Annotated in this window: 11 protein-coding genes; all 11 read right to left on the bottom strand. The window is 62.3% G+C overall.

Annotation, left to right across the window (positions count from 1 at the left end):
- Positions 1 to 92 precede the first annotated feature (92 nt).
- Entirely contained in the window at positions 93 to 833 is a 741-nt protein-coding gene (locus MIC97_RS10070) for an outer membrane protein (RefSeq protein WP_239799900.1), read from the bottom strand.
- A gap of 210 nt (positions 834 to 1,043) precedes the next feature.
- The gene (locus tag MIC97_RS10075; RefSeq protein ID WP_345773545.1) at positions 1,044 to 1,898 is read right to left on the bottom strand and encodes an outer membrane protein; all 855 of its coding nucleotides are present in this window, start codon (positions 1,896 to 1,898) and stop codon (positions 1,044 to 1,046) included.
- Between the two features lie 240 nt (positions 1,899 to 2,138).
- Positions 2,139 to 3,488, bottom strand: a complete 1,350-nt coding sequence (glmM, locus tag MIC97_RS10080; protein ID WP_183825277.1) for a phosphoglucosamine mutase — start codon at positions 3,486 to 3,488, stop codon at positions 2,139 to 2,141.
- A 259-nt stretch (positions 3,489 to 3,747) separates the two neighbouring features.
- Complete coding sequence (ftsH, locus tag MIC97_RS10085; RefSeq protein WP_183825280.1) at positions 3,748 to 5,685, bottom strand: ATP-dependent zinc metalloprotease FtsH; 1,938 nt, start codon at positions 5,683 to 5,685, stop codon at positions 3,748 to 3,750.
- A 133-nt stretch (positions 5,686 to 5,818) separates the two neighbouring features.
- On the bottom strand, positions 5,819 to 7,165 hold the full coding sequence (gene tilS / locus MIC97_RS10090; protein ID WP_239799902.1) for a tRNA lysidine(34) synthetase TilS: 1,347 nt from the start codon (positions 7,163 to 7,165) through the stop codon (positions 5,819 to 5,821).
- A complete protein-coding gene (ybgF, locus tag MIC97_RS10095) occupies positions 7,159 to 8,238 on the bottom strand; it encodes a tol-pal system protein YbgF (protein WP_239799903.1) in 1,080 nt (359 codons plus the stop codon). Before ybgF ends, tilS begins: the two co-directional genes overlap by 7 nt.
- A gap of 180 nt (positions 8,239 to 8,418) precedes the next feature.
- A complete protein-coding gene (pal, locus tag MIC97_RS10100; RefSeq protein WP_183825286.1) occupies positions 8,419 to 8,922 on the bottom strand; it encodes a peptidoglycan-associated lipoprotein Pal in 504 nt (167 codons plus the stop codon).
- Positions 8,923 to 9,187: 265 nt separating this feature from the next.
- Positions 9,188 to 10,501 (bottom strand): Tol-Pal system beta propeller repeat protein TolB, encoded by a 1,314-nt coding sequence (gene tolB, locus MIC97_RS10105; protein WP_183825288.1) that lies wholly within the window; start codon positions 10,499 to 10,501, stop codon positions 9,188 to 9,190.
- A gap of 31 nt (positions 10,502 to 10,532) precedes the next feature.
- Entirely contained in the window at positions 10,533 to 11,651 is a 1,119-nt protein-coding gene (locus MIC97_RS10110) for a hypothetical protein (protein WP_239799904.1), read from the bottom strand.
- Between the two features lie 2 nt (positions 11,652 to 11,653).
- On the bottom strand, positions 11,654 to 12,106 hold the full coding sequence (gene tolR / locus MIC97_RS10115; protein ID WP_239799905.1) for a protein TolR: 453 nt from the start codon (positions 12,104 to 12,106) through the stop codon (positions 11,654 to 11,656).
- A 45-nt stretch (positions 12,107 to 12,151) separates the two neighbouring features.
- Positions 12,152 to 12,859 (bottom strand): protein TolQ, encoded by a 708-nt coding sequence (gene tolQ / locus MIC97_RS10120; RefSeq protein WP_183825297.1) that lies wholly within the window; start codon positions 12,857 to 12,859, stop codon positions 12,152 to 12,154.
- Between the last annotated feature and the right edge of the window lie 272 nt (positions 12,860 to 13,131).

A 13,131-nucleotide genomic window follows, 5' to 3' on the forward strand; every position in this document is an offset into this window, starting at 1 on the left:
CGTGCGGAACACATCCGCACGCGCAAAAAGGCCGCACATGCGAAAAGGGCGGACCGGAGCCCGCCCTCGTAAGAATCCGTTCGAGGCCCCGTTCACCACAGGTCGTAGCGCAGGCCGACCTTGATCTGATGGTTGTCGATTCCCTTGTGCTGGGAAAGGCCGGTGGTGCCATCAAGCGAGAAATATTCCGCATCGGGCGAAGACAGATACTGGTAGCCGACATCCAGAACCAGATTGTCCGTCAGCTTGTAAGCTGCGCCGGCATTAAGCGAATAGGCGAAAGAATATTCGCTCTTCTTCCCCGAAGCGGCAAGTATTCCGGTGGGATCGGTATAGCTGTATGACGCGCTGCTGCGCGATTGCATCACCCCGATGCCGGCCCCGACATAGGGGGTGATGCCGACATAGGTGCCGAGATCGACATAGCCGTTGACCATCGCCGTCCAGGCGTTGTTCTTGACCCGCGCCGTCAGATCGGCGGTGCCGTCGGTGCCCCATGCATCGGTCTTGTTGCCGGGAAGCCAGCCGATGTTCACGTCGCCGCGCAGATAGTCGTTGAAATGGTAGCCGAAGCCGAGGCTGGCGAAGACGGGCTTTTCCTTTTCGGAAAAGCTGAAAACCGTGGAATCGAAATTGACGTGCTTGTAGCTTTCTTCGGGAAGATAGGCCACGTCGCCGCGCAGATACCAGCCGGAACCGATCTCGACGGGAACATATTCCGGCGCTTCTTCCACAAAGATCGGCGGATCGTAATCGGCCGCCGATGCGGCCGCCGTCAGAAGAGCAAGCGGGGCCGTTGCCAGCGCCAGCGCGATGCAAGTGTTCAGCTTCATGTCACCAACTCCCGAGGTTGGCGCTGGTCGAAAAAAGGGAAACCCAGCCGCCTGTCATGAAGCATTGTTAACCATACCGGTTAAATCAGCGTTAAGGCTAACCAATCCTTTCAGCACCCACGGCAAAAGAGTTTGCGTTGCCGGGCGAAAAAGCAAAACCGCCCGGCGCATGGCCGGGCGGTGGAAAACAGGCTGTTCTGGAAGCTGACGCTACTTGGTGTAGATCGGCTCCGGCTCGTAGACGACCGTCTGCGGCTCTTCGCAGCGACCCGATCCCTCGCCGAAGGTGTAGCGCAGACCGCCACGAACCTCATGGTTGTTCAGGCCCTTGTCGTGCCCGGGACCCGCGCCGATGCCGCCGGCCGGCCCGGCATAGCCGAACATCTTGCCGCCTTCGATGCGGGTGAAGCGATAACCGACATCAAGGTCGAGATTCTTCGTCAGGCAGTAGGATGCGCCGGCGGCAAGCGAATAGGCGAAGCGCCAGCCCTTCTTTCCGCCATGCGTCGTGGTGGAGCAACCCGGATTGTTCGGGTCGTCGCAGATGGTGTTGTCGAGCTTGTCCCATTTCACATGAGCGCCGCCGATGCCGCCGCCCACATAGGGCGTGATCCTGTGCCAGGTGCCGAGGTCGACATAGGCATTGGCCAGCAGAAGCAGCGCCGAATAGGAAGTGGTGTCGACAGAGGTACACTGGCTGGCGCCGCACCAGCCGCTGGTGCCGCCGCGGAACTTCGACTTGGCCAGCCAGTCGAGTGTCAGATCGGTGCGGAAACGGTTGTCGAACTGATAACCGGCGCCGATGCCCGCCGACATGGCGCCTTTGAGCTTATGATGATCGAAGCTGCCTGTGCCCGGATTGGCGCCGTAGGTGATGTAATCGGCGCCGCGGAATTTCGACCAGTGGTAGTCCACGTCGCCGCGGATGTACCAGCCGCTGTAGCTGCCCTGCTCTTCATAAACCACCGGCGCGGGATCGCGGATCACCAGCGGCTCGTCCGTAATGTCCGCTGCCAGTGAAGGACCGGCGAAACCAGCCACCAGGCCCGCTCCGACGCCGGCCAAAACAGCTTTCCTTGCGAAGCTGAACATCCTTGTCTTCCCCTGAATGCCCTGACCCGAAGAGGGTCTGAAAATCATTGCGTTCGGTAAGGACAATGAATGGTAACGGTTAAGGGTGATTTAACCCTGCCTATTAACCACGTGTCTGACGTAAAAAAATCGCACACAGGTTGCGGTCGTCGCATCGCCTGAAGGGCCGGACAAAACTTGCCCGGCCGCACCCCCCAAGAAACAAGGAAAGTTTCAGGCTGCGCTGCGCACCTGGGAGAGAACCTGCACGATGTCGTCGACCACGGATTCCACCAGCTTCGCGTCATCGCCTTCTGCCATGACGCGGATGAGGGGCTCGGTTCCGGATGGCCGGATGACCACGCGACCACCCTCTCCAAGCCGGTTGCGTCCTTCTTCGATGGCTTCCTGAACCTGCTTCTCCTCCAGCGGCGCGCCGCCGGAGATACGCACATTCTTGAGCAGTTGCGGCACCGGTTCGAACTTCTTCGCCACTTCGCTGACCGGCTTGTTCAGCCGCTTGATGCAGGCCAGAACCTGCAGTGCGGAAACCAGCCCGTCGCCGGTGGTGGAGAAATCGGACAGAACAATATGGCCGGACTGCTCGCCGCCCACATTCAGGCCGTTGGCGCGCATATGCTCGACCACATAGCGGTCGCCAACCTTGGTGCGGTGGAGGTCCAGTTTCAGTCCGGTGAGAAAACGCTCCAGACCGAGATTGGACATGATGGTGGAAACCACGCCGTTGCCGGTGAGGCGGCCGCTCTGATGCCAGGATTCAGCAATAAGCGCCATGATCTGGTCGCCATCGACGATCTCGCCCTTTTCATCGACGATCACCACCCGGTCGGCGTCGCCGTCGAGCGCGATGCCGATATCGGCGCGCACTTCGTGGACCTTGTTTTGCAGGCCCGCGGGATGAGTCGAGCCACATTCCTTGTTGATGTTGAAACCGTTGGGATCGTCATTGATCGAGATGACGTCGGCGCCCAGTTCCCACAGCGCGGCCGGGGCGACCTTGTAGGCAGCGCCATTGGCGCAGTCGATGACGATGCGCAGGCCCGACAGGGACATGGAGCGCGGCAGGGTGCGCTTGGCAAATTCGATATAGCGATCATGGACACCGTCGACACGCTTGGCCCGGCCAAGGCCCTCCGGGTCGGCGAGTGCCATGTCGACACCATTGTCGAGCAGCGATTCGATGCGCCCCTCGATCTTGTCGGAAAGCTTGTAGCCGTCAGGCCCGAACAGCTTGATGCCGTTGTCCTGAAAGGGATTGTGCGATGCCGAGATCATGACGCCCATGTCGGCGCGCAGGGATCGCACCAGCATGGCGACGGCCGGTGTCGGAATGGGGCCGAGCAGGAAGACATCCATGCCGGCCGCACACAGACCGGCCACCATGGCGTTTTCGATCATGTAGCCGGAAAGGCGCGTGTCCTTGCCGAGCACGACGCGATGGCGATGGCTGCCGCGCTGGAACGACAGGCCCGCCGCCATGCCTACGCGCATGGCAATCTCCGCCGTCATCGGAAATTTGTTGGCCTGCCCGCGAATACCGTCGGTGCCGAAGTAACGTGCCATGAAAAGCTTCCCCTTACCGATCGCACAGTGGCGTCTATTGCCACACCCAGACCCGCACCCGATATCAAATTATATGATCGAAAGTCATCATTCCAAGGTAAACGGTGAACGGAATCTGGAAAATATCTCGCCCAAATCATAAGATTTCCTGACGAAAGGCTCTTTTCCTCCCCGAAAAAGCCGTCTCGCACACCCCTTCAAAAGGCAACGCCGCGCTGAGCGCGGCGTTTTCCTTGTGTCGGCGCGGTCGCCGGGGAACTCAGTTCTGAGGCTGGGGTTCCATGCCGCCTTCCGGCTCCGGACCCTTCTTCTTGCCTTTCGCGGTGCCGCCGGCCTTGGGCACGGCCGAGCCACGGCTGGTCGGCGTGTCATCGCCCAGATCACGCGAAGGCTTGTTTCCGGCCAGCAGGTCCCTGATCTCGTCGCCGGAAAGCGTCTCGTATTCGAGCAGGCCTTCCGCCAGCGCGATCCAGTCCTTCTTCTTCTTGGTCAGGACATTCATCGCGGTGGTGTAGGCTTCCTCGATCAGGCGGCGAACTTCGGCGTCGATGATCTGCGCCGTCTCTTCCGAGATATTCTGGGTGCGCGCGACCGAATGGCCGAGGAAGACCTCTTCCTGATTGTCGCCATAGGCAACATGGCCGAGCTTGTCGGAGAAGCCCCAGCGGGTGACCATGGCGCGGGCCAGCTTGGTCGCCTGCTCGATGTCCGAAGATGCGCCGGAGGTAATGTTCTCCTTGCCGAACTTGAGTTCTTCCGCCACGCGGCCACCCATCATGATCGCCAGTCGCGAGATCATGTATTTGTAGCTCATCGAATAGCGGTCGCCCTCGGGCAGCTGCATGACCATGCCGAGCGCACGGCCGCGCGGAATGATGGTCGCCTTGTGCAGCGGGTCTGCGGACGGAACGTTGAGCGCCAGAATGGCGTGGCCGGCCTCGTGATAGGCGGTCAGCTCCTTCTCGGCCTGAGTCATAGCCGAAGAGCGGCGCTCGGCGCCCATCATGATCTTGTCCTTGGCGTCCTCGAACTCGGCCATGGTGACGAGGCGCTTGTTGCGCCGCGCCGCCATCAGCGCCGCTTCGTTGACGAGGTTCATCAGGTCCGCGCCGGAGAAGCCGGGCGTGCCGCGTGCGAGAACCTTGAGATCGACATTCGGCGCCAGCGGCACGTTGCGCACATGCACCTTGAGGATCTTCTCGCGACCGACGATGTCCGGGTTCGGCACCACCACCTGCCGGTCGAAACGGCCGGGACGCAGCAAGGCCGGGTCGAGCACGTCGGGACGGTTGGTGGCGGCGATCAGGATGATCGATTCGTTGGACTCAAAACCGTCCATCTCGACCAGAAGCTGGTTCAGCGTCTGCTCGCGCTCGTCATTGCCGCCGCCGAGGCCGGCGCCGCGATGACGGCCCACCGCATCGATTTCGTCGATGAAGATGATGCAGGGCGAGTTCTTCTTGGCCTGGTCGAACATGTCGCGCACACGGCTTGCGCCGACGCCCACGAACATTTCAACGAAATCCGAGCCGGAAATGGTGAAGAACGGCACATTGGCTTCACCCGCGACCGAGCGCGCGAGAAGCGTCTTGCCGGTGCCGGGAGGGCCGACGAGCAGCACGCCGCGCGGAATCTTGCCGCCGAGACGCTGGAACTTCTGCGGATCGCGCAGGAACTCGACGATTTCCTCAAGATCCTGCTTGGCCTCGTCCACGCCCGCCACATCGGCGAAGGTGACGCGGCCATGCGCCTCGGTCAGAAGCTTGGCCTTGGACTTGCCGAAACCCATGGCGCGGCCGGAACCGGACTGCATCTGGCGCATGAAGAAAATCCACACGCCGAGGATCAGGATCATCGGCAGCCACGACAGCAGATAGCCGAACAGCGTGTTGGAACCGTCGGTCTCCGGGCGCGCATTGATGGTGACGCCCTTGGCCTCAAGCTTCGAAACCAGCGACGGATCGCCCGGCGAATAGGTCTGGAAACCGGAAGCGCTGTCGCCGTAGGAACCGCTGATGCGATCGCCGGCAATGGTCACGGTCTTGACGCGGCCCGACTGAACATCCTGCAGGAACTGCGAATAGGGAATGTCGGTCGCGGCTCCGCGCGTCTGCGGCGTCTGGAACAGATTGAAGAGAGCGATAAGCAGAACCGCTATGATCGCCCAGAGCGCAAGGTTGCGGTAGTTCGGATTCATCGATTGTCCCGTTGGCGGCCTTCAGGCGCGCGTCGTTGAAAGGAGCCTTCGCCTAACATAGGCAGCCCATACTCCATTGCCAAGCAAAAGCACGACAATCGGTTAAGGCGGCGCATTGTCCCTGTCCGGCTTTCTAAGCCGCTGCGTTCGGCAAAGGCAGCGGAGGAAGCGGCGATGCCATTGCAAGTTCTGCCAGAATCCCGGCCGACTGAACATCGAAACCCGGCAAAAAACGGGCGAAAGGCGCAATCACCGGCAGGAGTGCGACATTTTCTCCGGCGCAATCCACCTCCGGCTCGGTAGCGAGGGCCGCGCGCACGAGGCTTTCCGGCACATCGGGGAGTGGACATGGGTCAGGCAGAGTTCCGGCGACAGGTTCACCCCTGCGCAGGACCGCGCCCGTGCGAATGACCGCAGCAGCGGCCGTTTTCCGCATGCTAACCCTGAAACGTCCATCCCAGAGCATTCCGTCCACTGCACGCATGGGCGCCGGCAGGCCGCGCGCCTCGCGCAGCAGGAAAATGCCGGTCCGTCTCGCATCCACCAGAACCCGCGCCAGCGTCGCGCGATGCTTACCGTCCTTCCGCAGCGCAGCCAGCAAAGAGGTCACAGCCGCTTCGTCCGGCAGCATGGGAAGACCGCCGATGGTCGACAGCAACAGACGCAACGCATGGATAGCGGCACCGCGATCTTCTTCTTCGGCGAAAGCGGGATCGAGCCTGAATAGTCCCCGGGCGGGGCGGGAGGCATGGCGGCGGATCAGACTGGCCGCGCGCGCGTCGAGATCGCCTCGGTTCCTGCCCGCCGCCTCTGCCACCTTCAGGGCGGCAGCGATGCCGGGCTCGTCGAGAGCAGCACGCACGCGGGGCCGCTCATAGCTGTGGTCCTCATTGGTGGGATCGTCCATCCAGCCGACACCTCTTGTCCGCAACACGGCGCGCAGAGCCTCGCGGCGCATGCCAAGCAAAGACCGCACGATCCAGACATCCCCGTCAAACAGGGTGAAAGAGGCCATGCCGGCAAGGCCGCGCTCCGTTGCGTCAACGACGTCGCGGCGCTCCTGCCGCATGGTCACGGTCTCGGCCTGATCGTTGGCCGTGTGGCCTGTCAGCACCATCGGGATGCCTTCGTCACGGGCAACCCCGGCCAGCAGGCGGTAGCGGGCGTCACGCGCGGCGGCGAGAAGGCCTGCCTTGGGCTTCTCGCCCTCCCACACGCGAATTCGATGTTCAATGCCGAGCGAAGCGCATAGAGCGCCAACTTTCAAAGCCTCGTGATGTGAGGCGGGGCGCAGGGCATGGTCGACCGTTACCGCGACGAGCTTTGCGTGCGGCCGGTGCCTGCGGCAGAAATCGTTGAGAAGAAAGAGAAGTGCGGTGGAATCGCTGCCACCCGAAATTGCCACGACCGCACCGCGTGACAGATCGAGATCAAAAAAAAGGCGGGCTTCGTGGTCCGGTTCTGCTTCCAGCGTCAGCACGACGCGAGCGCCCGTTCCTGTTTTACGCGTTCCTTCAGAGCACCCGATGCGTTGGGGTAGCGCTTGCCGATCTCGCCGAACGTGGCGCAGGCCACATCGCGCTGCTTGAGACCCACCAGCGAAACGCCGAGCTTGAGCAGCATGTCGGGGGCTTTCTTTGCCTTGGGATAGCTCTTGCTGGCGGCAAGGAAGACTTCGGCGGCATCACGGTATTTCTGCTGTCCAAGCAGGGATTCGCCCAGCCAGTAATGCGCGTCGGCAGCGTTCGCATCCTTGGGAAAACGATCGATATGCTCGCGGAAGCCAGCCTCGGCAGTGCTGTAGTCGCCGGAAAGCACGAACTGATAGGAGTTCCGGTAGAGCTCCTGCGGGTTATCGGTGCGCGGCAGGGCTGCAACCACCGTATTCCCGCTATCGGCCGGCGGTGTGGCCGAAGCACCGGGATCGGTCACTGTTACCGAGCGCGTGCCGGCGCCGGCGTCGATGACATTGCCGTCCTTGTCGACGGTGATGGTGCCGAAATTACCGGGAGGCGTGCCGGGAATGACCTTGCCGGGCTCACCATCGCCGGAATCGACGATGATGTCTTCCACGGTGGACCCTCCGGCGACGTCGCCGGAGGTTGCTGGGCCGGAGGTTATTGGGCCAGAGGTTGCGGGGTCGGAATTTGTCGCGCCGGGGGCAGCGGCAATGGAACTGCCTGAACCGCCCGCGTCGGATTTTTTCTGCCCGCCCTGTGACCCTTCTTCCAGCTGCTGGAGGCGAAACTCATTGTCCTCCTGCTGCTTGCGGATTTGCTCCTGCATTTGCAGGATCTGGAAGTTGAGTTCCTCGACCTTGCCGTTGAGAGAGCGGATCTGCTCTTCCAGCGCCGTCATGCCGCCGCTCTGGGCCAGCTGAACGGTGCCTTCATCCTTTTTGGTGCCGAACAGGTCGGGCAGTTCCACGCCCGGCAGCCTGAAGGAAAAGCCGCTGCGCTCGGCAGCCGCAGGTCCGGCTTCGCTCGCCATGGCGGCCGCGCCGGACAGAAGCAGCACAGCCAGCGTGCCGCTCAGGATTGATCTTAGATGCATGAGCCTCTCGCCATTACAGTGAAACCCGGTTTCGCGTCCTGCTCTCCCGTCGAGGGCAGGAACAGCACCGTTTCTAGCAGGGCGCGAGACTTCGGCCAAATTTTGTTTGAAGCTTATTTCAATGAAAAAGGCGGCTCCGGGAGCCGCCTTTTTGTCACTTTGAAAGCCCGTGCTTCCCTATCAGGAGCCGGCGCCACCCAGCGTGGTGACGGCGCGGCGGTTCTGCGACCAGCAGGAGATGTCGTCGCAGACGGCGACCGGACGTTCCTTGCCGTAGGAAATGGTCTTGATACGGTTGGCGGCAACGCCCTGCGACGAGAGATAGTCGCGGGTCGCGGCAGCGCGGCGGGCGCCGAGCGCAAGGTTGTACTCGCGGGTGCCGCGTTCGTCGGCATGGCCTTCGACAACGATCGAATACTGGCGATAACGGTTGAGCCACTGAGCCTGACGGGCCAGCGTCTGCTGGGCATCAGCACGGATGGACGAGGAGTCCAGATCGAAGAAGATGCGGTCGCCGACGTTCACGGTGAAGTCCTGAGCCGAGCCGGGCGTTGCCGCGCTGCCGCCGAGGCCGAGATCAGCTGCGTTGTTGGGGGTCTTCTTGGATGCGCAGCCGGCAAGCGCCAACGAGGCTACGAGCGCGACCATCACGGGGTTTGCTGCTAGTTTTGCGATACGGCGCATACCGCCTCTCCTTCGCATTCGAGTGACTTCGTTGATCTGCCAGTAACCACATCTCGGTTAACCGGCACTCAAAAAACACGGTTAAAATTCGGTTCACGCATCCGGCGAGCCCCCTGAATGCGCATCCCTCTCACTGGCATGCAGCCAGATGACGACAAAGAGGCGAAATCTTGTCCGCCTCCCTGCCGCGGGCTATTTTAAGCCCGTATCCGGCCGAAAAAGCCGCGAATGGAGCGCAATTGCCACGCTCCATCCCTCATCAGCTTCAGTCGAGCAACGGCGACCAGGCCGGATCGGACCCGAAATTCGGGGTTGGTATCTGCTGCTCGTTACGCCCGGTCAGATCGACCGAATAGAGCTTCGGTCCGCCGGCACCCGGCGTTTCCTTCAGATACATGATCACCCGGCCGTTGGGGGCCCATGTCGGGCCTTCCTGGAGGAAGCCGGAGGTCAGGATGCGTTCACCAGAACCGTCCGTGCGCATCACGCCGATCTGGAACTGGCCGCCCGACTGCTTGGTGAAGGCCACCAGATCTCCGCGCGGCGACCACACCGGCGTGGAATAGGTACCCTCACCAAAAGAGATGCGCGTCTGGCCCGAACCGTCGGCTCCCATCACATAGATGTGAGGGCGACCACCCCGGTCGGAGGTGAAGACGATCTTCGAGCCGTCCGGCGAATAGGAGGGCGAGGTATCGATGGCATTGGAATTGGTGAGGCGCGTGGTGTTCCTGCTCCGCAGATCCATGGAATAGATGTTGGAGTTACCATCGTCGCGCATCAGGCTCATGATCACGCGCTGACCGTCCGGCGAGAAGCGCGGCGCGAAGGTCATGCCGGGGAAATTGCCGACGAGTTCGCGCTGTCCGGTCTCAAGCTGCAGCAGATAGACGCGCGGCTGTCCGCTCTCATAGGACATGTAGGTGATTTCCTGCCGGTTCGGCGAGAAACGCGGCGTCATCACGATGGAGCGTCCATCGGAGAGGAAGCGGGCATTGGCGCCGTCCTGATCCATGATCGCCAGCCGCTTCTTGCGCGCATTCTTGGCGCCCGATTCATCGATGAAAACGACGCGGGTGTCGAAATAGCCCTTTTCGCCGGTCAGCCGCTCATAGATCGCGTCGGCGATGATATGGGCGACGCGGCGGGTATTGGCGCCGTTGGCGAAGAACTGTTCGCCTGAAAGCTGCTGTCCGGCAAAGGTGTCCCACAGCCGGTATTCGGCGCGGATGCGGCCATCGCCTTCCTTGCTGACGCGGCCCGTGACCAGCGCCTGCGCATTGATCACCTTCCAGTCGTCGAAGCGCGGCGTCTGGTCGGGATTGGCGATCTTCTCGATGAAGGCGGCCTTGTCGATCGGCGCGAACAGGCCCGAGCGCTTCAGGTCGGCCTGAACGATGGAGGAAATCTCCGCACCGAGTGCGCCGCCCGCGAAATCGGTGATGGCGACGGGCAGCGGTTCGATCGTTCCCTTGTTGACGTCAATCTCCACCAGCGCGCTGGCGGGGCCGATGGCGAGCCCTGTGGCCGCACCGGCAAGGGCTGCGACCATCATGAGCGTCTTGAGCAGTGTCTTCATGCTTTCAGCCTCATTTGTTCCAGTCCGGCGATCAGAACATGTCGCTCGGGTCGAAATTGACCACCACTTCCGACCAGCTGTCATATTTGTCGGCAGGCAGGTTGAAGGGCGCGCATTTCTGAACCGCGCGCACCGCGGATTCGGCCGCCGTGCGGCCGGGCCCGGAGGCAGCGCCCCCGGCAATGATTTCCGGACGGCCTTCCAGAACGCCGGAGCGGTCGAGCCGGAATCGCACCGAAACCTTCAGCATGCCCGCATCATCGACACCGGCTGGAATGCTCCAGCAGCCGCCGAGCTTCTGGCGCAGGGCATCCATCTCGTTCTGTGACAGGCGATTGCCACTGGTTGTCTTCTTGCCGCCCAGCGAAGCCTGCTCCGTCGAGCGCTTGGCGCCGCCACCCGAAGGCTTGCGCTTGTCGAGCAGCGCGGCGATCTCATCGGCGTTGAAGTCCTTTTCGTCGGACTTCTGTGCTGCCGAGCTGTCCTTCGCCGGCTTCTCGGATGGCTTGCTATCCGAAGCTTTCGCTGTCTGTGTTTCAGCCGGCTTCGGCCGCGCCTGCGGAGCGGGTGCCCTGTCGGGCAGCGCGGACTGTTCCGTCGGCTTGTCTTCCGCCGCGATCGCTTCGGCAACGGCATCGGGCGTAACCGGCTCCGGCTTGGCCTCGGCGGGCTTCGGCTCCGCCGGCTTTGGCGCGGGCTCCGGCTCCTTCACCGGCTCGGGCTTGGGATCCGGCTTCGGCTCAGGCGGCTTGACGGGCTCGGGCTTCGGCTGCTCAACAGGCTTGGGCGGCTCGGCCGGAACCGGCTTCTCGTTCGGCGTCGGAGCAGGTGGGGGTGCGGAGGCATTGTCGACCGGGGTCGGCTTGGGGTCGGGCGTGACAGGCTTGTCGGTATCGACCATGTTCTCGCCGACCTCGCGGGCATCGGCGACGATATCCGGCCGCTTGGTGGGCATCGGCGCCGGCTTCTCGTTCATCGGCGCCTTTTTGTCGCCCTGCTGGATCTGCGTCAGCTCCTCCAGCGGCACGATGTCGACGGGCAGCGATTCCACTTCGCTCACTTCGAAGGCGGCAGGCGCCGACAACGACACCAGCCCGAAAGCCAGCATCGCCGCATGCAGAGCCAACGATGTGGTGAGGCTCGCCTTCAAGGTTACCGATCCTGTTCCTGAAGCGTGACGAGGCCGAGATTCTTGTATCCGGCCGCCGAAATGCGGGCCATGACCTGCATCACCGTGCCATAGTCGGCGGTCTTGTCGCCGCGCACATAGATGCGTTCCCCATAGCCGGTCTTGGCGATGGCTTCGAGCCGTGGCACCACCTCGTCGACCGCGATCTCGGTTTCCTGCAGATAGACCTGCCCCTTGTCGTTCACCGAAACGGTGATCGGCTGGGTGTCAGAATTCATCGGCCTGGCCTGCGTTTCCGGCAGGTCGATCGGCACGCCCACGGTGAGCAGGGGGGCTGCGACCATGAAGATGATCAGCAGCACCAGCATCACGTCCACGAAGGGCGTGACGTTGATTTCCGACATCAGCGTGTTGCGGCGACCGCGCCTTCCGCGTCCACCTCTGGCCCCGCCGCCCGTACCTACTGACATTCCCATTTAAAAAACCTCAGACTGCCCTGTTGCGCGATCAGATCTCACCGGTCAGGACCGGGCGACCTTCTCATCGATTTGGCGCGAGAGTATGGCGGAGAACTCGTCGGCGAAGCCTTCCATGCGTCCGGCAAGCTTGCCCGCGTCCGACGAAAGCTTGTTGTAGGCAATGACGGCGGGAATGGCCGCCATCAGGCCGATGGCCGTTGCCAGCAGCGCTTCCGCGATACCCGGCGCGACAACGGCCAGGCTGGTCGATTTGGAGCCGGCGATTGCCTGGAACGAGGTCATGATGCCGATGACCGTGCCGAACAGGCCGATGAAGGGCGCGGCGGAACCGATGGTGGCGAGGAAGCCGAGATTGCCTTCGAGGCGTTCCATCTCACGGGTCAGGGCAAGATCCATGGCCTTGTCGATGCGCATCTGCAGGCCGTGCGGCGACTTGGCGCCCTTCTCGAAGCTCTTCTTCCATTCGCGCATGGCGGCGACGAAGATCGAGCCCATGCCGCTGGTCTTGCGGTCCGACAGAGTGCGATAGAGTTCTTCCAGCGACTGGCCGGACCAGAATATCTGCTCGAAACGATTGAGCGCCGAGCGCATGCGGCCGTAGGAGACGATCTTTTCGAAGATGATCGCCCACGTCCACACAGACGCGCCGAGCAGGCCGATCATGACCAGCTTGACCACCCAGTTGGCCTGCATGAACAGGGCCCAGATCGACAGATTCGCCGCCGGTTCGGCAAGAGCGATATTTTCCATCCAAACGTTCCTTAAAACTTCACGGGCGCTGGGCGTCCGCCGGCCCACGACGCTTTAACCCTTCATGGTCCAGCGCGCCGAACCTCGCCGCAAATGCCTGCGATCAGCGCCGTTTGCGGCCTTGTCGCGGCAAATGTTGGTAAAAGGAAGGCGCGCCGATTCCTTCGATTTTCATCGAAACCTTCATGAACCGTTATGGTTAAGGATGCGTTAGAACAACGCCGTTTCCGGCGCGACAGGATCTCTTTTTCTCATGCCGGGTTTCCGGCACG

Source organism: Aquamicrobium sp. NLF2-7 (assembly GCF_022359935.1).
GTDB classification, from domain to species: domain Bacteria; phylum Pseudomonadota; class Alphaproteobacteria; order Rhizobiales; family Rhizobiaceae; genus Mesorhizobium; species Mesorhizobium lusatiense.